Source organism: Bradyrhizobium sp. USDA 4454 (assembly GCF_054822705.1).
The window spans coordinates 7,887,488-7,909,065 of sequence record NZ_JBTRCN010000001.1; the positions used below are offsets into that span (position 1 = coordinate 7,887,488).

The following is a 21,578-nucleotide window of genomic DNA, read 5'->3' on the forward strand; positions in this document are numbered from 1 at the left end:
TGGGGAAGAACGCTCAATGGAGACGTCCGCCGCTCATCGGCGGAAGTGCCGCGCCGATGAACATAAACAACGTCGGCTCTTAGAACGCCGCCGGCGATCGGTCGCATCGCTGCACTGTGCGCCTCCCTTCAAAGCGGACGTCGTCACGAGAAGTCCTCACTTACCGAATGAGTGTCGGCAATATCGAACCCCGACGCCCAGAAGGAAATTAGTCAGTTTCAAGGGTACGTGTAGCCGAAGCGAATGAAGGGATGATGCAGTGCAAGCAAATGGAGTGTGCCAATCAAGAAAACACACGGTCACAACAACTCGCCACAGGGCATCGACCGTGCCAGTGGAATTCCGAGAGCTGCGCTGGGCAATCACGGCGTCCCAGCACCGGAGTTTACGCCAAGCGGCAGAGACGCTCAGAATCAAGCAGCCAACCCTCAGTCGCCGACTACGAGACCTCGAATACAAGCTGGGCGTCACTCTCTTCGAGCGCACAAACGGCGGCACGCGACCGACCATCGAGGGACAGGAATTCCTCGATGCCGCGCGGCGCATCGTAGATGATACCGAGTCAATCGCGGCTCGCCTCAAGAGCCACTCGCGCGGCGAGAGCGGTCGACTGACCATCGGCATCCACACCTCCCTCTCAGCCGGCAATCTACGGGCCACCCTCCTTGAGCACCGGCACCGCTTTCCCGAGGTCGAAACGCATCTCGTCGACGGAGCGAGCGACCATCTGATCTCGGATCTCGCTAACTGCGCCATTGACGTCGCCTTCGTGGCCGAGCCCCATACAACGTGGAGCGACAGGTCATTACTGCTCTGGAGCGAACGTATCGTCGCCGCTCTCCCCGCGAACCATCCGCTGACAGGCCGTGACGTGGTTCACTGGGGCGAACTGAGGCGCGAACCACTTTTAACGTCACTGCGCGGCCCGGGACCAGAATTCCACAAGCTGCTCATCAGCAAATTGGGTTCTTCCGATCCTTGCCCGCTTCTTCGCCATGATGTGGCGCTCGACCGGCTTCTTACCTTGGTCGGCGTGGGCTGGGGTATCTTGCTGGCATTGGAAAGTGTGACGGGCATTGCATATCCGGGCGTCATCTTCCGCGAGGTTCATGATGCCGACGAGCCGACGCGGCTAAGCTTCCACGCATATTGGCGGCAGGCCAGCTGCAATCCATCGCTGCGTCCGTTCCTCGATTTGCTTCGCGAGCGCTATCCGGACCTCTCGGCTGATCCGGAAACGAACTGAGCAGCATTCCGTCGTGCCTTCGCAAAGGCTCGGTCGGTCGCCATGAAACGCTCGATCATCGGCGCGATCAATTTGACAGGCTCGGCCGGCGTCGTCGCGCCTCCGCTGCGCGTCAGAATCTCGGCGTAGCTTTTGAGATCCCTGAAGACCGCCGCCGGCAGTTCGATGGTGAGTTTCACCGGCTTGTCGTCTTCGAGCGGCCCGAGCTTGAGCTTCGTCATGGTCTTCCTCCCTTCGCGTAGGGCGCCAGCACGAGGTCCCGCGTGACGATCACGCGGACCGGAAAACCTGGCCGGATGGTCAGCGTCGGCTGGATGTTGAGTTGGCGCTGCACGATCTGCTGTCCGGTCTGGCTGAAACTGTTGGACGCACCGCTGCGGATCGCTTGAACAAGGTTGTTCTCATTCTGGCTCGTACCCGCCTCGGCTCCGACGCTGAGCATGGTCGAGAGAACTGCGGCCTTGAACAGCATGCCCCAATGGTTGTCGACCTCGTCCTCAAGCCCAGCATAACCACCGGTGTCGGCGCCGGGCTGGCGCTCCAAGACAATCGAGTTGCCATCCGGCATGATGATCCGGGTCCAGACCAGGAGGATTCTGCTCTGGCCGAACGCGACGGAACTGTCGTACTGGCCGATTAGCTTCGCACCCTGGGGGATCAGAAGATATTTGCCGGACGGACTGTCGTAGACCGCCTCCGTGATCTGGGCGGTGACTTGGCCGGGCAGATCGGAGCGAATGCCGGTGATGAGCGCAGCGGGGATCACCGTACCCGCCTGCACAACATAAGGCGAGACTTTGGCCTCAAGCCGGTCCGGACTGACCGTGCGCTTGTCCGTCGACGCATTGAGGAAGGCCGCTTTGCGGTCCTGCATGTTCTGGGCCGATCCAGCGTCGAGGGGTGGTGTCGCGGCCGGCGGCGTCGCGGCACCGGTCGCCGAATTCGGGATGGGTTGGCCGACGCTCTGCGGCTGCTGAACCGTCTGGGCGAACAGCCGGCTGACGCGTGCCGCTTCGATCTCCTGCACTCTATGCTGTGCCTCCGGATCGGACGTCGTTCCGGGAACTGCGGTGTTTGGTGCAGCGCCCGCGTTGAGCATCGGCTTGCCGAGATCGCCGGGCAGTGCCGGTCCGAGCGGCGGCGCCTGACGCGGCAGCCCGGTATAATCCTTCGGCAAGGCGGCAAGGCCCTCAGCCGAAGGGCTATTCTGGGTGCTGAGCAACTCCTGGCCGGCTTGCTGCTTGTTGCGGGTTTGCAGGGCGTAGCCGAGCGCTGCCGCGACCGTGAGGGCTGACACCGCGCCGAGGCCGATCAGGATCTTGCGCGAGAGGCGGGTGACAGGCGGCCGCTCGCCGCGGAGCCGAAGATCCGGGGGCGCAACGGGCGGAATGTCGCTCTGACGTTCGTTTTCGCCGTCTATCGCCATGATCGCGGCCTTCCGTCGGTGCGGACAATGCGCACGCGCCGCTCGCTGTCCTTGTCGCCAAGACGCAATTCGGCAGCGGCAAACAGGCGATCGACGATGTAGTAGTTGCGGTTCACGCGGTAGTTCACGAGCTCGGAGCCGCCGGCCGGACCGATGACGAACAGCGGCGGCATTTCGCCCTGGACGATCCCGCTGGGGAATTCGATGTAGACCTTATTCCCGTCGTCGAATGCACGCAGCGGACGCCAGGCAGGATCGTCGCCCTCGATTGCGTAGCGGAAGTTGATTGAGCCGAGATCGACGCCGGCCGCGATTGGCGCTGCGGCCTCAGCCGTTGCGTTCTGCTGTCGAAGCGCGATGAGTTGGTCCTCCGGATATTGCCAGGAGACCGAGGCCATATAGGTCTTCTCCGTCGAGCGCAGCTCGAGGAGATAAGTCCGCCGGTCGGTGTTGATGACGAGATTGGTAACGAGCTCCGGCCGCGTCGGTTTGACGAGGATGTGGATCTTCTTGGTTGCGCCCGCGCCGCTTTCGGTATCACCGACAATCCAGCGTACGGTGTCGCCGGCGGCGACCGGTCCGGAGCCTGTGAGTTGCTCGCCCTCCTGCAGGGCGACATCGGTGATCTGGCCGGGTGCCGTATAGACTTGGTAGAGGGCTCCGCCGGAGAACGGATAGACCTGGACCGCGTTGATGAATCCGTTACGGACCGGCTGCACCCGTGCCGCGGCGTTGGCCCGCTTGACGCGAACCTTCGGATCGGCAGCTTCTGGGACGCGTTTGCCCGGAGCGAGCGGTTTCAGCTGCCCGGGCAGCGGCAGCGGCTTGGGCAATTCCACGATCTTGACGGGCGGCGGTGGATCGGCAGTCAGCGTTGCCGGCTCAGCGGTGTCGTAGTTGATGTCGGGCGGGATGAAATTGTGTGCGCAGCCGCCGAGTATCGAGACACATATCAGCAACGCCACAAGTTCGGATTTACGGAAGCACGTATTGCCAGCTTTCCGGTTTCGGTGAGCGATGAAGAGACGCGAAGCCGGAGCGCCGGCGATTGGAGAAAACGGCGGGGTCATTGTCCCAGCTCCTTCGACCAGTTGATGGCGTTGACGTAGATGCCGAGCGGATTCTTGCGCAGCCGGTCGGCATCGGTGGGCGGCTGGATTGCGATGGTGAGGATGGCGGTCCAACGTGTGGTGCCGGCGAGAGCCCCGTCCTGATAGCGGTGCTCGACCCAGGCCACGCGAAAGCTGTCGGGCGAGGCGCGGATGACGCTGGAGACGTCGATTGCGACCTGCTGCTTGCCGAGACTGGCGAAGGGGTCATTGGCGCGGGCGTAGTCGTTCAGCGCCATTGCGCCCGCCGTGGTCGTAAAATCGTAGGCCTTCAGCCAGTTCTGCCGCACGATGATGGGGTCGGCTGGAAGCGAGCGCACCATCGCGACGAAGTGGGCGAGATACCAGGCAATCTGCGGATCGCTTGGTCTAAAGTCGGCGACAGCCGGCGCCACCGCTTGTGACTCGCCGAGCTTATCGACCTGCACCACCCAGGGAACGACGGTGCCGTGGGTAGATTGCCAGACGAGCCCGCCGGCGAGACTGCAAGCGAGGAACAGCGAACCGAACGCCATCAGCCGCCAGTTCTTCGCCTGCACGCGGGCTGAGCCGATGCGATCGTCCCACACTTGCGCTGCGCGCTGATAGGGGGTTTCGGGTTCGGGCGTGCGGCCATAGCGGACCGACGATCGCCGAAAGACTGACATTCTTTATTCTCCCCCTGATAGCTCGACGGAATGGCCGCCACCATGGCTGTCGCCGGTTTTGAGGGCTTGCGCGGCTGTCTGCGCGCCGTGAATGACTGTCTGATTGCGCTTGACGCGCTGGGCCCAGGCGGGCGGACCGCTGTCGTTCGCGGCTTGAGATGTGGCTTCATCGTTTGTGGCCTCGCCGCCCCCAATGGTCCCCATCGTCGAGGAGCCGCCGGTATTTGCGACCCCGGACCGGGCGCCTGATGCGAAGCTCTCCGTCATCGAGCCGGTCGCTTGCGCAATGGCGCGTCTGACGGGAGCTGTCGCCGCACTGGCTGCAGCGCGGCCCGCGCCGCCGAGACCCGAGGCGACGCCGCCAGCGCCGGACCGGCCAGCCGATGCCAGGCTGTAGGCGGAGGACATGCCGCCCGCCGTCGCCGCACCACCACGTGCTGCCGCAGCAGTGCCGGAGGCTGCGGCCATCGCTCCCCGCCCCGCGAGCCCAAGCGCGGCGCTCCCCGCCATCGCCGTGCCGGCAACGGCAAGGCCGGTGCCGACGGCAGCGCCCGCGCCAAGCTGCGGCGCCCCTGAGACGAGACCAGTTGCGATGCCAGGCCCGAAGATGCCGAGGCCGAGCATGGCGAGTGCCGCCAGCACGACCGAGAGTGCCTGCTCGATCGTCGGCTGGCCGCCGCCATAGGCTGACGTGAACTGGGCGAACAGTCCGGTGCCGATGCCGACGATGACGGCAAGCACCATCACCTTCACGCCGGAGGCAACGACATTGCCGAGCACCTTTTCCGCCAGGAAGGCGGTCTTGTTGAACAGCGCGAATGGAATCAGGATGAAGCCGGCGAGCGTCGTCAACTTGAACTCGATCAGGGTGACGAACAGCTGCACGGCCAGAATGAAGAAGGCGATCAGCACCAGCAGCCAGGACACCATCAGCACCGCGATCTGGACGAAGTTCGCAAAGAAGCTGGTGAAGCCCATCATCTGGCTTGCAGCGTCCAGCAGCGGCTGCCCGGCATCTAAGCCGACCTGCGCAAGCCGGCCGGGCCTCAAGAAGTCTGCCGTCGAGATGGACGAGCCGCCGGCCTTCAGGCCAAGGCCGGCGAAGCTGTTGAAGATGACGCCGGAGAGATTGTTGAAGTTGGTGATGATGAAGGCAAAGAAGCCGATATAGAGCGTCTTCTTCACCAGCCGCTGGAGAATGTCTTCGTCTGCGCCCCAGGCCCAGAACAGGCCGGCCAAGGTGATGTCGATCACGATCAGTGTCGAGGCGAGATAGGTGACCTCGCCTTTGATGAGACCAAATCCTGAATCGATATAGGTGGTGTAAGTATTGAGAAAGGTATCGATGACCCCGACGTTGTTCATCGCTTATCTCCTTCCGCAGCATTCGTCATCGACGAAGTGGCCGGCGCGGCCTGCGGCAGAAGTGGCCGCGCCGGCCTGCCGAAGAAGCGCGCGCGGTTCTCCTCCCAGACCGCCTGGCAGTGCGGATCTTCGGCATCCTGGGGACCAAGCGCGCGGCAGCGGCGCAGCTCGGCCGAAAGATCATCGGGAGCGGACACAGAGGGGGCATCGGATACAGGCCGCTCCGCCGGACGCCGATGAATGACGTGCAGTGCGGCGAGGAAAATCACAAACACGACGATCATCGCGCCTGCGCGAAGGATATCCGAGCGCTCCATGATCCGCGCCTCAGTTGCCGCGGAACATGGTGACGTTGCCGGGCTGATAACCCCCGCGCGTCGAGAAGATCTTGTATTGCTGCTGGCCCTGCGATTCGGTCGCCGTCACGCGCGCCTGCTCCAATGCATCCGCCCGTCCCTTCGCGGCGAGCACCGCGACGAGATCGGACAACTGCTGGGAATGCAGGGCCAGGAGCTGATTGCCGGCCTGAGCGGCCTGCAGGGCGCCACTTGCCGACTGGCTGGCGGTGACCAGCGAGCTCATGGCGCTGGAATTGGCTGAGATATTGCCAACGACGCCCGCCTGCACCTTCAGCGAGTCTTCGAAAGCGCCCACCGAGTTCCGCCAACGACTTTGAGCCGCGGCAAACATTGTCGCATTGGACCCCGTAGCCGCCGCCGTGCCGTAGGTGCTGGAATAGGTTGTCTGGATGCGCTCAACGTTGAAGGCGATGTTCTGGGCCTGACTCAGCAGTGACTGCGTCCGTGCGACCTGTGACTGAAGCTGGGTCAGCGTCGACAACGGCAGGTTGGCGAGGTTCTTTCCCTGGTTCACCAGGCTCTGGGCCTGATTGGTTAGCATCTGGATCTGATTGTTGATCTGCTGCAGTTCGCGCGCCGCGGTCAGCACGGTTTGGCTGAAGTTACTGGGGTCGTAGACGATCACTTGCGCAGAGGCCCGCGTCGTCAAAAGCTGCTGAAACGACAGGCTGAGCGACAGGACGCTCGCGATCATCAAGCTACGGGGCGTCTTGCGGATGCTCATGATTGCACCTCCAGATTTGTTAGGTCAGGGATGAGATCGGCGGCCCACAGGAGCTCGTGATCGGCGAGCCAGGCCGGCGTAAAATCCTCGCGGCCGTGCTCGGCGAGCAGCCGTTCGATCGCGGCATGATCGTCCTTTGAGGATGCCGCGCAGAAGGCAAGCGCGATCGGCCCGAGGCCCAGCTCGAACAGCCGATTGCCGCGTCGCGATTGGCAGTAGTAGTCCCGCTTTGGCGTCGCTCGCGCGATGATCTCGATCTGGCGATCGTTCAGACCGAAGCGCCGATAGATCGCTGTGAGCTGCGGCTCGATCGCGCGCTCGTTCGGCAAGAAGATGCGCGTCGGGCAGCTCTCGACGATCGCGGGTGCAATGTTGTTGCCGTCAATGTCCGAGAGCGACTGCGTGGCGAACACGACGGACGCATTCTTCTTTCGCAACGTCTTCAGCCATTCGCGGAGTTGCTGGGCAAAGGCCGGATCGTCCAAGACGAGCCAGCCCTCATCGATGATGAGGAGGGTCGGCCGGCCGTCGAGGCGTCCCTCGATACGATGAAAGAGGTAGGTGAGGACGGCAGGTGCAGCGCCCGCCCCGATCAAACCCTCGGTCTCGAAAGCCTGGACTGACGCGAGCCCGAGCTGCTCAACCTCGGCGTCGAGCAGCCGGCCGGAAGGACCGCCGACACAATACGGTTGCAGCGCCTGCTTGAGCGCGGTCGATTGCAGCAGAACGGTTAGGCCGGTAATCGTCCGCTCCTCGACCGGCGAGGAAGCCAATGACGTCAAGGCCGACCAGACATGCTCCTTCGCGGTCGGGTCGATGGTGACGCCTTCCTTGGCGAGGATCGCGGTCACCCATTCGGCCGCCCAGGCGCGCTCGGCGGCATCGCCGATCCGTGCGAGCGGCTGAAGCAAAACGGAATCATCGGCGCTATTTGAGAGGCTGCCGCCGAGATCGTGCCAGTCGCCGCCCATGGCCAGCGCCGCGGTACGGATTGAACCGCCGAAATCGAAGGCAAAGATCTGGCTTTTGCGGTAGCGGCGGAACTGGATCGCCATCAGCGCCAGCAACACGGACTTGCCGGCGCCGGTCGGGCCGACGATCAGGGTGTGTCCGACGTCGCCGACATGCAGGGAGAAGCGGAACGGCGTCGATCCCTCTGTCTTGCCGAAGAAGAGCGGTGCGCTACGGAAATGCTCGTCGCGCGCCGGTCCCGCCCAGACCGCCGACAGCGGAATCATGTGGGCCAGGTTCAATGTGGAGAGCGGCGGTTGGCGAACGTTCGCGTAGGTGTGTCCCGGCAGCGAGCCAAGCCAGGCTTCGAGCGCATTCACTCCTTCCGGCATGCAGGTGAAGTCGCGCCCCTGGGTCACCTTCTCGACGAGGCGAAGTTTTTCAGTGGCGCGCCTGGGGTCCTCGTCCCAGACGGTGACGGTCGCGGTGACGTAGGCCTGGCCGACATCATCGGTGCCCAGTTCCTGCAACGCGAGATCGGCGTCAGTGGCCTTATTGGCGGCGTCGCTGTCGACCAGGGTCGAGGCCTCGTTTGTCATCACCTCCTTGACGATGGCGGCGATCGACTTTCGCTTGGCGAACCACTGCCGGCGGATCCTTGTCAGCAGCTTCACCGCTTCGGTCTTGTCGAGGAGGATCGCGCGGGTCGACCAGCGGTAGGGAAAGGCAAGCCGGTTCAGCTCGTCGAGGATTCCGGGATGCGTCGCGGTCGGAAAACCAACCACGGTGAGCGTGCGAAGATGGTGGCTGCCGAGACGCGGCTCGAGCCCGCCGGCGAGCGGCTCGTCCGCGAGCAGCGCGTCGAGATGCATCGGCGTCTCCGGGACGCGGACGCGCTGTTGCCGCGTCGAGACGGTCGAGTGCAGGTAAGTCAGCGTGTCGCCGTCATCGAGCCACGCCACCTCCGGCATGAACCCTTCGACCAGTTGCAGGACACGGTTGGTCCGATCGAGGAAGCTGCGCAGCAGCTCGTAAGGATCTACGCCGCTCTGCGCACGGCCCTCATAAAGCCAACCCTCGATGCGCGAGGCGTCCTCCGCCGGCGGGAGCCAGACGAAGGTCAGGAAATAGCGGCTCTCGAAATGCGCACCGGCCTCTTCGAACGCATCCCGCCGCTCCAGATCGACAAGCGCCGATGCGGGATCGGGAAAGGCGCCATAGGGGTAGCTCTGGGCGGCGCTGCGCTGGGCTTCGACGAAGATCGCCCAGCCTGAGCCGAGGCGGCGCAATGCGTTGTTGAGGCGGGCCGTCACCCCGACCAGCTCCGCAGGTGTCGCGCTGTCGAGATCCGGACCACGGAAGCGCGCCGTCCGCTGGAATGATCCGTCCTTGTTGAGGACCACACCGCGTTCAACCAACGCGGCCCACGGCAGGAAGTCGGGAAGACTGGCAGGTCGATTGCGATACTCAGTGAGGTTCAGCATGGAAGCCTCATGTGGCGAGGTAAGGCGGATAGCGGAGGTGGCGGCGAACGACGTCCACGAACTGCGGGTCGCGCTTTGCCGCCCAGACGGCGGCGACGTGGCCCACGGCCCAGATCAGTGCGCCGGGAATCCAGAGACGAAGGCCGAGAGCGATAGCAGCCGCCAACGTGCCGTTGGCGATCGCGACGGAGCGCGGCGCGCCGCCCATCAGAATTGGCTCGGTGAGTGCGCGATGAACCGGCGCAAAGAAGCCCGGCACGTCTGGATCGACAATCGCAGCCATCAGACCAGCGCTCCGCCCGAGAAGCTGAAGAACGTCAGGAAGAAGCTCGAGGCGGCGAAGGCGATCGACAGGCCGAAGACGATCTGGATCAGCCGGCGGAAGCCGCCGGCGGTGTCGCCAAACGCAAGCGTCAGGCCGGTCACAGTGATGATGATGACCGAGATGATCTTTGCGACTGGACCCTGCACCGATTCCAGGATCTGGTTGAGCGGCGTCTCCCAAGGCATCGAAGAGCCGGAGGCGTAGGCCACGGGTGCGAGCGCGATTGAGATGAAGGCAATCGCGGCGAGGTCGGCGAAGCGACGTCGAACACGACGGATCGCGGAAGGGAACTGGATCATGATGGTTCTCCGGTAATTGAGGATTCGCCGCCCGCCCCGGCGGACTGGACGCGGTAATCGCCGGTGGCGGGATCGAGGCCGGCGACGAGAGCAAGTTCAGCAAGGCGGCGTTCGCTTCCGCGGCCGCGCAGCACCGCGACGACATCAATCGTCTCGGCGATCAGCGCCTTGGGAACGGTGAGAACGGCTTCCTGGATGAGCTGCTCGAGGCGACGGAGCGCGCCCAGCGCCGTGCCTGCGTGAATCGTTCCAATCCCACCGGGGTGGCCGGTCCCCCAGGCTTTGAGAAGCTCCAAGGCCTCGCTGCCCCGCACCTCCCCAACCGGAATACGGTCGGGGCGCAGACGCAGCGAGGACCGGACGAGATCGGACAGGGACGCGACGCCATCCTTGGTGCGCAGCGCGACCAAATTCGGAGCGCGGCACTGCAGCTCGCGCGTGTCCTCGATCAGCACCACCCGATCGGTGGTGCCGGCGATTTCGGCGAGCAGTGCGTTGGTGAGCGTGGTCTTGCCGGTCGAAGTGCCGCCGGCGACCAGGATGTTCTTACGAGATGCGACGGCAGCCCGCAGCGCCGTCGCTTGAGCGGCGGTCATCGTGCCGGCGGCGACGTAATCCTCCAGCGTGAACACCGCGACCGCGGGCTTGCGGATCGCAAAGGCCGGCGCCGCAACGACGGGCGGGAGAAGCCCCTCGAACCTCTCTCCCGTCTCGGGAAGCTCAGCCGACACGCGGGGGCTGCCGCCATGCACCTCAGCGCCGACATGGTGCGCAACCAGGCGTACGATCCGCTCGCCGTCGGCGGCGGACATCGTGCGTCCGCTATCCTCCAGCCCGCCCGCCAGCCGGTCGATCCAGAGCCGACCATCGGGGTTGAGCATCACCTCGACGATCGAGGGATCTTCGAGGAACGTCGCAATTGCAGGCCCCAGCGCGGTGCGCAGCATGCGCGCGCCACGCGAAAAGGCTTCTGAATGGATTGAAGTGACCGCCACGCCCGCCCCCGTCGAGCACCAATCGCAACAAGCGATCGGTGACGGGGATGGATAGAAAAGGCAGGAAATGGGTCAGTTCAACAAGTATTCAGCCGTCGTAGGGAGCCAGCGTAGAGTAGAGAGAAAATACTTGCTGTATCGAATGCGTGCCGATCGGATCCAGGCCAAATCTTTGCAATATCTTGCGACAACAGGCTATGGCTGCGCAGTCCCACCCTAGCTAGTCGGAAATTCGGCTCCTACGTCTGCTGCCCAGGCGAGATCGGAAGAGAGCGCCGAGTTGTGAAAGCGATGCTGTTGCCCTGTAGGCGACGGTCGCCTTTATGAGCGTCACTTTCCAGACTGAGATCGCTCTCCATCTTGATTGGAATGATCTGAAAAAGAACCGGCTTCAGCCCCCTTTTGCTGATTTTATCTTATACGTTACCGCCCATACCATGGAGGACTACGAACAGTTCACCAGGCGCTTCTTCTATAGTCGTTCGTGAAGAACCGGCGTGCCATCGGGCTCAGGCGATATTTGGCGCCGGGATGGTCTGGAGGAAGGCTCGGATGATGGCACGCAAGAGCTCTGAGAGCCATCGCAGGAGCAGGCCGAAGTTGTAGCCGGCGGCGGCGAGGACAGCGTCGATACAGTCGCCGGGACGCCCTTTGAGATAGTTGCGGTCCATGCGGTGCTCGGCCTTGATGTGACCGATGACGGGCTCGACAGCCGCGCGACGCCTCATCTCGCGGCGGATGGGAGCTGTGACGCGGCGGACCTGACCCGAAATCCAGAATCTGAACCGATGCGGATGATTGTGGCCGCGATACCCTTTATCGACGTGGATACGGCGAGCCTCCACGCCGGTGAGCTTCTCCATGTCGGCGATCACGGGGCCGAGCGCCGCGTCGTTGACGGTCAGAACTGCCATCGTCGCGCGGTCGACCACACACATCGGCATCGGGTTGCTGTCAAACAGCAGCCGGAATGACGCCTCTCGCCGTTTCAAGGTCGTGATGTCGGAAATAGCCAGCGAAAGGATGTTGCCGAAGGGCGTTATCCTAAGCCGCAGGCTGCTACCGTCGCTGTCGATTTCGAACTGATCGGGCTTGCTGTTCGCGAGTGCGGCGTGCAGCCGCGCCACTACGGCTTCCAAACAGAGCAGATGGCGTCCATTGCTGAGACGCTGCCACTGCAGGATTCCTTCTGCGACGTTGAGCAGTCTCGCCGCGGCCGGATTATGATGTACGATCTGAAAATCGGACGGACGTCCCGTCGCGTCACGAATCGGTGATAGTACGATCACGCCGTCGCCGGTCGTGGAAAACATCGCATCGAGAAGATTGTATTGCGTGCCACGCTCGTTGACGTACACGCCGACCAGCATACCGCCCCAGCGCGACAATGTCGGAAGCGCCAGAACGTCATAGGCCCTTACTATGCCGTCGCGCACGCAATGGGCCGTCGTGAGATAGGGGCGATTGCTTGCAATAGCGTTGGAGGCAGCTTCGTTCAGGACGGTCGCGCAATCCGGCATCGGAACGCCCCAGCCCTCATTGCCCAGCCATTCCCGCGCATAGCGGCCGGCACGCGAGACGGCGAACGCACCAATCTCGCACTTGAGCAGAACGATGTGATCGGCGAGCCGCCCGAGGCTGCCGAGCAACACGTCCTCATAGCTCGGAAGATTTGCGCCGGTCCTGACCGCAGCTCTCCACCTGCGCTGCAGAATCTGCACGTCTTCGGATATCTCGTTATTTGGTTTTGCGGACTGCTTCTTTGCAGCACCCATGGCACGTTCCCGAAACCCACGCTTCTGACCTGAGTGGTATCGATGCAGACCGTTTAATTCGATATAAGGAACGGACGTGCGCTCGCTTTTTAAGTCAGCAGATGGTTAGCATCCTCAATTCAATGGACTGATCGTACAATCTTCTCTCGACGTTTATCGACTTCGGGCGTGCTGTGATTTTTGAGCACGCGATTTTGTCGGCCTGCGGTACCGAAGATCACTCCACTCGACCGGCTGCATGCGAGTCAAGAACGAGGCGACAACTGGGAATGCGTCGCTGATTCACAAGCAAGCGGCCCTGCTGTGCAAGAACACGACAGGGCCGCTGCAAGGCAGCGCCGAGGGCAGCACGGCACTGCGAGGTTTGATTAGCTGTAAGAAGTAAACATACATGGAATCGATTGCTCGCCGCTTCGGTGACGCGTCGCCGAGTTCGCCCGCGCGAACATCAAGCGACACCAGATTGCGACTACTGAGAGAGATTGACTGCCATCTCGTAGAGTTAATGCTGCCGATGAAAGACGTCTCCAGAAGCTGCGAACAGCCGGACACGCCATCGGGCAGCGCCAGCGCGCTCCCGCTCGCGGCGACAAATGGCATCTGGACGAAGTCGTTATCTCGCTCGCGGGCGAACAACATTGGCTCTGGCGCGCTGTCGACCAGAATGGCTTCGTCTCGACGTCTTGATCCAGCGCTGAAGAGACTCGCGCGCCGCGGAGCAGCTCATGAAGAAGCTCTTGAAATCCGCCGGTACGCCGCCGCGTGATGATCACGGACAAGCTCCGTTTGTACGGCGCTGCGAGGGGGAAGCTGGGCTTTCACGTCGAACATCGTCAGCACAAAGCTCCCAACAATCGGCCGAGAATTCTCATCAGGCCGACGCGGCGACGCGAGCGGATCATGAAGCGTTTCAAATCGTCCCGCCAAACTCAACGGTTTCTGTCAGTTCACGATCAGGTCGCGAAGCTTTTCAACATCCCCTATCCCGGAGCCGTCGCTGCCGACTTCCGTCGTGCTTCGCGCGAGCCTTTGCGACTTGGGGCGAGATCTCCACGACAAGCGCTATCGCCGAATCTCGAACCTCTGAGAATCCCCTTCTTCGGCTCAGCGGTCGATTAAGTTGACGATGCCCAGCCTCGATCTCGACATACGGCACTGAAACAGATGGATTCGAAATCGGCAAAGCTGTCATGAGCACGGCGTCTCTCTAGCCTGCCGACCGGACCGAACGTAACCGTGCAGGGAGCGAGGGCGTGATCCACTAAGGTGCACAGATCGCTGGATCACACCCACTGGCTATCTTCGGAAAACGAACCTGTCACGGCTCCAGCGCGACCTGCAAGCCCTTGCTGTCCTCAACATGAACATAACGGGGCCCGATCGGCCGACCCCTGCCGCTGGCGACGGTGACAATGTCTTCCAGAGGCGTGGCGCGCGCATCCGCCTCAGGGCGGGACAAGATCAGATCGGCGTGAAACAGCCCTTCTGATTCAAGACCGGTAGCATTGACGCCAAGAGCCGCCAAGCTGGCCAAACAACTTTCAAACTCGTCAGCATCGCGGAAGCGACGCTGGACAAACGTCGCGCCCGCAAGACGTTCTGTCACAAGGCCACGCCTCGCGAACGTCGCGGCCAAGGAATCAAATGGGAACATTCGTAGGACGAAGGAGATGATCCATAGACGCTGATCTGTCGCATCGAGAATTTTGCTGAACGTTTTCTCGGTAACGTAGCCGATGCAACCCGTCGACATGATAACATCCGTGGAGCGGATAATGCGCGCGCTGTCCGTCGATAGCGCCTCCTTTTCAAGGTCAGCGACAATGCCCTGCTCCAGGAGACCAACATCCGTTGCATAGCTGATAGCCGGTGCCGACACATCGAGGCCGATAAACCGCGCCAAACCGACATCAGGCCAAGCTGCATAAAAATTTCGATCGAGATGCACCAGTGTCTCAGAACTGATCGCCCTCATCTCGCGCCGGGCGTAGCGGTGACGCAAGCCCCCAAAGGTCAGTGGAAACCGATGCACCGCTGCGTTGATGCCGTATGAACAGCCAACATCAAGCACGACCGGCTTAAGGCCGGTTGCCGAAGCTTTCGCTGCCAGAATTTGGCGCACAACCGGCTCAGCCACGTCCGGGATCATATAATCCAAGTCTCCCAGGACAGAGAAATATGCCCTTGGATCATCCAAAGCATAAATATCATCGAAGATAGCTTTAGACCGATTGATACGCGAAAAATCTGTTCGCAACCCAATGTCTCCCATTTCGTTTTGCAAGCCACTCGACGGCTGTTGCCTTCAAGTACTCGATGCCTTATCGCAGAGATTGGCCGAGGCATAAACCCCATCGCGCGCTTTTTCAGGCTCGCTTCGTGAAACAGAGGGCAACCTCTTTATTGCAGAGCACGAGAAGATGAAGTGGCTCCAAAAGCAGACACGAGATTCTTCGGCATTTAAGCTGTGGCGTTGAGGGCTTCTTGAATGTCGAATGGCGCCATTGCAATGACCACAAATTGAGCTCGAACGGCTAGCTCCCGCCCTCGGACGCGACACGCTTGCGAAGCCCTCCAAAATGCGCGCGGGGTCGAAGGGACCCGGCGCGCGCCAGGCGCGGACTGCCGGCATGACGCCGCAAGAGTTGAGCGATAGCCTCCGGATTGGTAGACACGCAACCTTTGAATGTGGCAGCGCCGCTCTGGTTCAAAACGCAAATGCCGGTGTCTTCCATAGAGATCCCAAACCAACGTACTGGTTCATGGAGTTACTCCCTTTCGTCAATCTGCTGGGCTCGATCCTACCGAACTTCGTGTCTTCGAGGAGCCGTCAGCGGCGACTACGACATGTGAACAAGCCTCTAGGCGATTGAGCGGGAGTCTATCGAAAAGGACGCATCCGCGTGCGTTGAGGATATCGGCTGCGCACTGTCGGTTCTCGCGCGGGAACTGCTGGCGATGCACGGACTTGAATCGCCACCGCGGTTGGATTTTCGTCCACACGGGTAGGCGGTCATCGGACTATAAGTGGCGCCCCTCCCGTCGGCTCGCTGTCCTGAATATCCTCTGGGATTTCCTGCCGCAGCTTCGGCCCTTGACTGAGCCGTCGCCCGAGCGCCGCGACGAAATTGTCGTAGCGCGCGGCCGCCTGCGCCCTCGCCGCCTTTGCAGCCGGCTCGGGGAGTGGTGGTGTCGTCGTCAGCCAGAAGCGAACGAACAACGCCAGGGTCTCGACCGAGATCCCCATGTCGCGTTCGAGCCGCGCCATGCGGCGATCGACCCGATCAAGTCGCTTGGCAACGGCAGCCTCCCGCCGTTCGTCTGCGTCCGGCGACAGGAAGGACGCGATCGCGGCTTCGGCGATGAGCGACATCGACTGCTCGCGCCGGGCGGCATAGGCCGACAGCGTCTTCATGACGTCTGGATCGAGATAGACCGATATCTGGGCTTTCTTCTTCGGCGAGGTCATGCCTGCCTCATAATCCGAGATCGTCGTCGGGATCGAGTGATGCTTGGCGCGCGACGCCCTGCATCATGTCGTTCATGCGCCTGACTCGCGGAGCGTCTTCATCGAGCTCGTCGGCAAAATCGGGCGCGAACTCGTTGTCGATCGGTTCCTTCCTCTCCACGGTGTCCCGATCCAGTTCCGGCTGCTGCCGGCGGTCAGCCGTCTTCGGATCCTCTACGTCGGCCTGGTCGTCCGTCGACGCCGGCGGTGCCTTGGGGCGAGGCGGCAGTGGCCGTGAACTCCAATCGTCCGGCCGGTTGTTGTTGGGCTTGGTCGGCGTCGGCGGTGCCAGGATGCGCTCCTGGAAACGGCTGTCCTCGTAATAGCGCGCCTTCTTGGCGCGGATCGGATGCAGACCCGACATCATGACGATCTCGTCTGATGGGGGGAGCTGCATCATCTCGCCAGGCGTCAGCAGCGGCCGGGCGGTCTCCGACCGCGACACCATGAGGTGGCCGAGCCAAGGGGCCAGCCGGCTGCCGGCATAGTTCTTCATCGCCTTCATCTCGGTCGCCATGCCCAATGCGTCGGACACCCGCTTGGCCGTCCTTTCGTCGTTGGTCGCGAAGCTGACTCGAACGTGACAGTTGTCGAGGATTGAGTTGTTTGGCCCGTAGGCCTTTTCGATCTGGTTCAACGACTGGGCGATCAGAAAACTCTTGATGCCGTAGCCGGCCATGAAGGCGAGCGCCGACTCGAAGAAGTCGAGCCGGCCGAGCGCAGGGAATTCGTCGAGCATCAGGAGGAGCCGGCGGCGCCCGGCCTTGGCCTGGAGATCCTCGGTCAGGCGGCGGCCGATCTGGTTGAGGATCAGCCGGATCAGCGGCTTGGTGCGGTTAATGTCCGATGGCGGTACGACGAGGTAGAGCGTGGTCGCTCGGTCTCCGCCTACGATGCCACTAATCCGCCAGTCGCAGCGTCGCGTCACCTCGGCCACCACGGGATCTCGGTAGAGGCCGAGGAACGACATCGCGGTGCTCAAGACACCGGAGCGCTCGTTGCCGGACTTATTCAGCAGTTCGCGCGCCGCGGAGGCAACGACCGGATGGACGCCGGCCTCGCCGAGATGTGCGGTGCGCATCATCGCTGCGAGCGTCGATTCGATCGGCCGCTTGGGGTCGGACAGGAAGGCTGCGACGCCGGCAAGCGTCTTGTCCTCCTCGGCATAGAGGACGTGGAGGATCGCGCCGACCAGGAGCGCGTGACTGGTCTTCTCCCAGTGGTTCCGCTTCTCGAGACTGCCCTCCGGGTCGACCAGAATGTCGGCGATATTCTGAACATCGCGTACCTCCCACTCGCCGTGCCGGACTTCCAGCAACGGGTTGTAGGCTGATGACTTCGCATTGGTGGGATCGAACAGAAGAACGCTGCCGTGCCGAGCACGGAAGCCGGCCGTGAGCTGCCAGTTTTCGCCCTTGATGTCGTGGACGATCGCAGATCCAGGCCAGGTCAGCAGTGACGGGATGACAAGGCCAACGCCCTTGCCGCTCCGGGTCGGCGCAAAGCAGAGGACATGCTCCGGTCCATCATGGCGAAGATAGGTCCGCTCGAACCGGCCGAGCACCACGCCGTCAGGCCCAAGCAGACCAGCCTCCCCGATCTCCTTCGCCGCAGCCCAGCGTGCCGAGCCATAGGTCTCGGCATTCTTGGTTTCCCGGGCGCGCCAGACAGACATGCCGATTGCGACCGCTGCGGCGATGACGCCGCCGGATGCCGCGATATAGGCGCCCTCGATGAAGATATGTGGCGCATAAGCATCATAGGCGTACCACCACCAGAGGAAGGCGGGTGGAAGGTAGAATGGAAAGTGGAACAGCTTGAACCAGGGCTGCCCCAGTTGCGCCTGGAAGCCGAGTCGCCAGGCGGTCCATTCCGTCGCGGTCCAGAACGTCAGCATGACGATCACTAAGACGGTGATTACCTGTCCCCAGAGTATTTTGGTCGCGGACATTTCCGCCGCCCTTTCCTAACGTCGGTGATTGGAAGGATCGCTCACAGTCCGATCCCCCGGTTGCGCCCAAAGCCCCAATCGACGCCACCGTCATCACGGGCGACGCCAGAGACATGGCGGCCGAGCTGCTTTTCGAGTGAGGGGGTCCAAGGCACGAGCTGGAAGCCGAGACCGTCGTCGATCATCACGAAGCGGCCGGAGGCGAGCGCGAAGCGCTGTCGATAGGTCCCAGTGACATGTTCGCCGGCGCCCGACGGGTTGAACGGCTGGCCCGTCTCGGCGGCGAGCTTCTGGCCGAGCGCCTCTAACTCCCGGCGGCGCAGTGTGCCGACGAGGTTCTTCGCGAACACCACTCCACGCGCTTGGCGCTCGGCAAGACCTTGTTCGACAAGCTGTTCCGCCCGCCGTTCCATGGCTTCACGGACCTCGCCGCCGAAACCGGCATGGCCAAGCGCCACCGGATCACGGGCGACCGCCTGCCGGTCGAGCCACGTCGCGCCACTTGCGGTCACCTGCGCTTCGATCGAGAGATCGGAGCGGACGGCCAGCGCCACGCGACGCTGTCCTCGCGCGTCATCGAATTTGCGGAGCTCGACAATCGAGCCTGGGGTGCTGTCGCCGGCGGCGTCGAGGTCGAGGAGCCTGATGTGGTGGGTACGGCCATCGACGCCGTCGACCACGGCATAGGTGGTCGCCTTGAGTTCGTCATCGAGACCACGGTCGACGAGGCGTCCGATGACGGGGACGTCGAGGCTTTCGCTTGATAGCACGTAGCTCGCGGTCGCACGCTCGATGCCGCGTTCGGTCAGGCTGCGGTGAATGCGCTTGATGATGTCACCGCGCTCGCCAAGCTCGCGCAACGTCGTCTCAGCGGCCTCGTCCATGACCCATTGGCCTGGCCCGAGCTGATGCGCAAGGCCAAGGCTCTCCAGGCGCCGCAGCCGACCCACCTTCAACGCATGGAACTGATCAGGCTGCTGCGACGGATTGGGTGCAAGGTCGATGACGCCGTGGCGACCCGCATCGCGAACGAGCTGCCGATCGAGCTGTGTCCAGCGCTCGGCTTCGACCTGGCTCTCGAGCGAGCGACGAATGTCGAGATCGGAGCGAAGTCCGAGCTCCTGTGTGACCAGGTCCTGCGCGCGGGCACGCATTCCTTCCTTGATATAGTCGCGGGAGATCACGAGATCCTGGCCATCCTCGGCGATACCGCGCACGAGAATGTGGACGTGAGGGTGCTGGGTATTCCAGTGATCGACTGCGACCCAATCGAGTTTGGTGCCGAGATCCTTCTCCATCTGGCCGACCAGTTCGCGCGCAAAGCCCTTGAGGTCGGCCATATCGGCCGCATCCTCCGGCGAGACGATGAACCGGAAATGGTGCCGGTCATTCTGGCAGCGCTCACCGAACGCCTTAGGATCGGCATCGTCGGTATCGGGGCCGAACAGACGGGCCTTCTCCCCGTCCCGGGTGACGCCCTCGCGCCGGAGATAGTCGAGATGCGCGGCGAGCGGGGCTGATCTCGTCCTATGACGGACGACGCGGGTCTTGACCGTCACCAGACGCGAGCGGCCGGTGAGCAGACGGTTCGCCCGCTCGCTGGCAACCCGGCCGCGACCAAAGCGCGAATGACGATGGTTGGCGAGACGGCCTGCTCGCGAAACGACGCCGCCGGCGCGCCGAGTGGCGGCAAGCGCCTGGGCGATGAAAGGCTTGGCCCGCTGGCTCCTTGGGGAGCGGATGCGGCCAGGCCGCGGCCGAAATTCCTTCTCCTCAGCCATGGCCAGCCTCGGCAATGTGCGAAAGTGAGAATCCGTGCAATGAGTTGATGGTGGAGCGCACATTGCGTGCTAGATGCGCACGTTGCTGGATCAGCGAAAAAGCCAAGCAACAACAACCGACCGATCGAGCCGCACATTGCGGCCTTTTATCTCGCCCTCGTTCGGTCGTTGCCTGCTCATCTCCCTCGCCTGCTCTTTCTCCCTCGCAGGGATGCGCTAAGGCACGCCTGAGCACGAATTCGCAACCGATCGCGATAGCAAGCCGCCATCGCACAGCGGATATCCAGATCTCCGCAACATGGGTGCCTGCAGGCGAGCGTCGAACTCGACGCTGATGTTGATGATGCCGTGCCGTCATTGCGATGGTCCCGTTGTCGAGAGCGCGACGAACAGGCCTTCTGATTGCGGCGCAATCGCAGAGAGATCATGCACGGGAACTGCTGCCGACTTGTCGTGCGCCGGTCGATCGACTGTCGCTCGCGCGGCAGCCGACCGCTCGTCAGCGTGGTCGAAAAAGAGCGGCGCCCGCGTCCAGGATGAACGAGAAGAGGCCGCGAGGAGAAGAGGTCCTGGTGCCCTCTCCGCATCGACAAAAGGGACGATGGCCGCGACGTAGGCGACGGTCTCGGCCGGCAGTGGACGATGTCTATCGCGAAACGCCTCGTAGCGGCCGGGCCCTGCATTGTAGGCCGCAAGGAAGCCCGGCGAGCCGTAGCGGTCGAGGAGCTCGCGAAGGAAGGCGGCACCAGCGAGGATGTTGTCACGGGGATCGAAGGGATCGCGCCCGAGACCGTAGCGAACGCGCATGTCCGCCCAGGTCTTGGGCATCAGTTGCATCAGGCCGAGCGCGCCCTTGGGTGACACCGCGCGCCGCTCGCCATGGCTCTCGATGCGCATGACGGCGTGTATCCATGCTGCCGGAACGCCGAAGCGCCGCGCGGCTTCCGTCACATGAGTGGCATAGCGATCGTTCGTAGGTTGACCGCGCGCCGGCGCTTTCTCTGCTGACGCCGCCGGCATTGAACCGCCAATCACCAGCAGGCCGGTAAGGAGGAGAACGGCAAGGCCCGCCGTGGCTCCGCCATCACGGTAAGCCGTCGTGCTGCCTAGCAGCGGTGCGCGCGGACCACCGGCTTCACCACCGCTGTGCGCGGCGGCCGGCTGACGGTTGCGCGGAATGGAGGGATGAGACGGCTTTGCCGCGAACAAAGGGATCGAGCTTAGATGCGCCTTGTCGGCAGCATGCGTGACGGGACCCTGCATGCCATCAATCCCGCTCGGCGCGCTGGGGCGGCCGATTCCAGTTCAGCGTCCAGGCCGATTTGTCGTCGCCTGACTGGAAGAGATTGGCGCGGATCGGCCGCGGCAGCGCCGGGTCGTCGATGATGAGCGAAACGTACTCGCCAGCCTTCTCGCCGGTGCGTTTCCAGCCTGCGCCGATCTCCGGACCGTCAGCATCGCCGAGGCGGATGCGGTAGTCCGGCGCGTTCTCGGCTTCCGAGGATTCGGCCGGGACGAGGGTGAGAATCCGCTCGAAGAAAAGCGTTTCAACGCGCCCGGTGAAGCCGGACTTATCGCGGGTGAACTGGCCGATTTGCGCCATGGGAAACCTCCTTACTTGGCGGGTTGAGAA

General features: G+C 62.9%; 18 protein-coding genes and 3 pseudogenes. 2 read left to right on the forward strand and 19 right to left on the reverse strand.

Annotated features, from left to right (window positions below; translation table 11 throughout):
• Positions 1-328: 328 nt before the first annotated feature.
• The gene (locus ACVIW0_RS36710) at positions 329-1,246 is read left to right on the forward strand and encodes a LysR family transcriptional regulator (RefSeq protein ID WP_461346224.1); all 918 of its coding nucleotides are present in this window, start codon (positions 329-331) and stop codon (positions 1,244-1,246) included.
• Here ACVIW0_RS36710 and ACVIW0_RS36715 read toward each other — a convergent pair.
• The 13 genes and pseudogenes from ACVIW0_RS36715 to ACVIW0_RS36775 all read right to left on the reverse strand — a co-directional run.
• The gene (locus tag ACVIW0_RS36715) at positions 1,210-1,467 is read right to left on the reverse strand and encodes a DUF2274 domain-containing protein (RefSeq protein WP_461346223.1); all 258 of its coding nucleotides are present in this window, start codon (positions 1,465-1,467) and stop codon (positions 1,210-1,212) included. The genes ACVIW0_RS36710 and ACVIW0_RS36715 overlap by 37 nt on opposite strands.
• On the reverse strand, positions 1,464-2,672 hold the full coding sequence (locus ACVIW0_RS36720; RefSeq protein ID WP_461346222.1) for a TraB/TrbI/VirB10 family type IV secretion system protein: 1,209 nt from the start codon (positions 2,670-2,672) through the stop codon (positions 1,464-1,466). The genes ACVIW0_RS36715 and ACVIW0_RS36720 overlap by 4 nt, the downstream gene beginning before the upstream one ends.
• A complete protein-coding gene (trbG, locus tag ACVIW0_RS36725; RefSeq protein ID WP_461346221.1) occupies positions 2,663-3,742 on the reverse strand; it encodes a P-type conjugative transfer protein TrbG in 1,080 nt (359 codons plus the stop codon). Before trbG ends, ACVIW0_RS36720 begins: the two co-directional genes overlap by 10 nt.
• Positions 3,739-4,428 (reverse strand): conjugal transfer protein TrbF, encoded by a 690-nt coding sequence (trbF, locus tag ACVIW0_RS36730; RefSeq protein WP_461346220.1) that lies wholly within the window; start codon positions 4,426-4,428, stop codon positions 3,739-3,741. Before trbF ends, trbG begins: the two co-directional genes overlap by 4 nt.
• Positions 4,429-4,431: 3 nt before the next feature.
• Positions 4,432-5,793 carry a P-type conjugative transfer protein TrbL gene (gene trbL, locus ACVIW0_RS36735; protein WP_461346219.1) on the reverse strand — a complete coding sequence of 454 codons (1,362 nt, stop codon included), beginning with the start codon at positions 5,791-5,793 and terminating at the stop codon, positions 4,432-4,434.
• Entirely contained in the window at positions 5,790-6,110 is a 321-nt protein-coding gene (gene trbK-alt / locus ACVIW0_RS36740; protein ID WP_461346218.1) for a putative entry exclusion protein TrbK-alt, read from the reverse strand. Before trbK-alt ends, trbL begins: the two co-directional genes overlap by 4 nt.
• Positions 6,111-6,120: 10 nt before the next feature.
• The gene (gene trbJ / locus ACVIW0_RS36745; protein WP_461346217.1) at positions 6,121-6,876 is read right to left on the reverse strand and encodes a P-type conjugative transfer protein TrbJ; all 756 of its coding nucleotides are present in this window, start codon (positions 6,874-6,876) and stop codon (positions 6,121-6,123) included.
• Positions 6,873-9,311 carry a conjugal transfer protein TrbE gene (trbE, locus tag ACVIW0_RS36750; RefSeq protein ID WP_461346216.1) on the reverse strand — a complete coding sequence of 813 codons (2,439 nt, stop codon included), beginning with the start codon at positions 9,309-9,311 and terminating at the stop codon, positions 6,873-6,875. Before trbE ends, trbJ begins: the two co-directional genes overlap by 4 nt.
• Positions 9,312-9,318: 7 nt before the next feature.
• A complete protein-coding gene (locus tag ACVIW0_RS36755; RefSeq protein ID WP_461346215.1) occupies positions 9,319-9,594 on the reverse strand; it encodes a VirB3 family type IV secretion system protein in 276 nt (91 codons plus the stop codon).
• Positions 9,594-9,935: a TrbC/VirB2 family type IV secretion system protein gene (locus ACVIW0_RS36760; RefSeq protein ID WP_461346214.1), complete on the reverse strand. Its 342-nt coding sequence runs from the start codon at positions 9,933-9,935 to the stop codon at positions 9,594-9,596. Before ACVIW0_RS36760 ends, ACVIW0_RS36755 begins: the two co-directional genes overlap by 1 nt.
• On the reverse strand, positions 9,932-10,930 hold the full coding sequence (gene trbB / locus ACVIW0_RS36765; protein WP_461346213.1) for a P-type conjugative transfer ATPase TrbB: 999 nt from the start codon (positions 10,928-10,930) through the stop codon (positions 9,932-9,934). The genes ACVIW0_RS36760 and trbB overlap by 4 nt, the downstream gene beginning before the upstream one ends.
• 509 nt (positions 10,931-11,439) lie before the next feature.
• Positions 11,440-11,814 (reverse strand): annotated as a pseudogene (locus ACVIW0_RS36770) (IS5/IS1182 family transposase); the annotation flags it as partial.
• A 9-nt stretch (positions 11,815-11,823) separates the two neighbouring features.
• Positions 11,824-12,705: pseudogene (locus ACVIW0_RS36775) on the reverse strand (PAS domain-containing protein); the annotation flags it as partial.
• 564 nt (positions 12,706-13,269) lie between these two features.
• Here ACVIW0_RS36775 and ACVIW0_RS36780 point away from each other — a divergent pair.
• Positions 13,270-13,824 (forward strand): annotated as a pseudogene (locus ACVIW0_RS36780) (IS6 family transposase); the annotation flags it as partial.
• Positions 13,825-14,023: 199 nt separating this feature from the next.
• On the opposite strand, the gene ACVIW0_RS36785 reads toward ACVIW0_RS36780, so the two are convergent.
• The 6 genes from ACVIW0_RS36785 to ACVIW0_RS36810 all read right to left on the reverse strand — a co-directional run bounded on the left by ACVIW0_RS36785 (position 14,024) and on the right by ACVIW0_RS36810 (position 21,548).
• Positions 14,024-14,962, reverse strand: a complete 939-nt coding sequence (locus ACVIW0_RS36785; protein WP_461356702.1) for a class I SAM-dependent methyltransferase — start codon at positions 14,960-14,962, stop codon at positions 14,024-14,026.
• Between the two features lie 756 nt (positions 14,963-15,718).
• The gene (locus ACVIW0_RS36790; RefSeq protein WP_461346211.1) at positions 15,719-16,174 is read right to left on the reverse strand and encodes a CopG family transcriptional regulator; all 456 of its coding nucleotides are present in this window, start codon (positions 16,172-16,174) and stop codon (positions 15,719-15,721) included.
• A 7-nt stretch (positions 16,175-16,181) separates the two neighbouring features.
• Positions 16,182-18,164, reverse strand: coding sequence for a conjugal transfer protein TraG (locus ACVIW0_RS36795; protein ID WP_461346210.1), 1,983 nt, complete (start codon positions 18,162-18,164; stop codon positions 16,182-16,184).
• Between the two features lie 41 nt (positions 18,165-18,205).
• Positions 18,206-19,945, reverse strand: a complete 1,740-nt coding sequence (locus ACVIW0_RS36800; protein WP_461346209.1) for a relaxase/mobilization nuclease domain-containing protein — start codon at positions 19,943-19,945, stop codon at positions 18,206-18,208.
• Between the two features lie 354 nt (positions 19,946-20,299).
• Positions 20,300-21,208: a lytic transglycosylase domain-containing protein gene (locus ACVIW0_RS36805; RefSeq protein WP_461346208.1), complete on the reverse strand. Its 909-nt coding sequence runs from the start codon at positions 21,206-21,208 to the stop codon at positions 20,300-20,302.
• Between the two features lie 4 nt (positions 21,209-21,212).
• Positions 21,213-21,548, reverse strand: a complete 336-nt coding sequence (locus ACVIW0_RS36810; RefSeq protein WP_461346207.1) for a DUF736 domain-containing protein — start codon at positions 21,546-21,548, stop codon at positions 21,213-21,215.
• Between the last annotated feature and the right edge of the window lie 30 nt (positions 21,549-21,578).

Excerpts from the sequence above, each read along its gene's own strand:
- ACVIW0_RS36715 (WP_461346223.1), bottom strand. The coding sequence starts at position 1,467 with ATGACGAAGCTCAAGCTCGGGCCGCTCGAAGACGACAAGCCGGTGAAA.
- ACVIW0_RS36720 (WP_461346222.1), bottom strand. The coding sequence starts at position 2,672 with ATGGCGATAGACGGCGAAAACGAACGTCAGAGCGACATTCCGCCCGTT.
- trbG (WP_461346221.1), bottom strand. The coding sequence starts at position 3,742 with ATGACCCCGCCGTTTTCTCCAATCGCCGGCGCTCCGGCTTCGCGTCTC.
- trbF (WP_461346220.1), bottom strand. The coding sequence starts at position 4,428 with ATGTCAGTCTTTCGGCGATCGTCGGTCCGCTATGGCCGCACGCCCGAA.
- trbL (WP_461346219.1), bottom strand. The coding sequence starts at position 5,793 with ATGAACAACGTCGGGGTCATCGATACCTTTCTCAATACTTACACCACC.
- trbK-alt (WP_461346218.1), bottom strand. The coding sequence starts at position 6,110 with ATGGAGCGCTCGGATATCCTTCGCGCAGGCGCGATGATCGTCGTGTTT.
- trbJ (WP_461346217.1), bottom strand. The coding sequence starts at position 6,876 with ATGAGCATCCGCAAGACGCCCCGTAGCTTGATGATCGCGAGCGTCCTG.
- trbE (WP_461346216.1), bottom strand. The coding sequence starts at position 9,311 with ATGCTGAACCTCACTGAGTATCGCAATCGACCTGCCAGTCTTCCCGAC.
- ACVIW0_RS36755 (WP_461346215.1), bottom strand. The coding sequence starts at position 9,594 with ATGGCTGCGATTGTCGATCCAGACGTGCCGGGCTTCTTTGCGCCGGTT.
- ACVIW0_RS36760 (WP_461346214.1), bottom strand. The coding sequence starts at position 9,935 with ATGATCCAGTTCCCTTCCGCGATCCGTCGTGTTCGACGTCGCTTCGCC.
- ACVIW0_RS36790 (WP_461346211.1), bottom strand. The coding sequence starts at position 16,174 with ATGACCTCGCCGAAGAAGAAAGCCCAGATATCGGTCTATCTCGATCCA.
- ACVIW0_RS36795 (WP_461346210.1), bottom strand. The coding sequence starts at position 18,164 with ATGTCCGCGACCAAAATACTCTGGGGACAGGTAATCACCGTCTTAGTG.
- ACVIW0_RS36800 (WP_461346209.1), bottom strand. The coding sequence starts at position 19,945 with ATGGCTGAGGAGAAGGAATTTCGGCCGCGGCCTGGCCGCATCCGCTCC.
- ACVIW0_RS36805 (WP_461346208.1), bottom strand. The coding sequence starts at position 21,208 with ATGCAGGGTCCCGTCACGCATGCTGCCGACAAGGCGCATCTAAGCTCG.
- ACVIW0_RS36810 (WP_461346207.1), bottom strand. The coding sequence starts at position 21,548 with ATGGCGCAAATCGGCCAGTTCACCCGCGATAAGTCCGGCTTCACCGGG.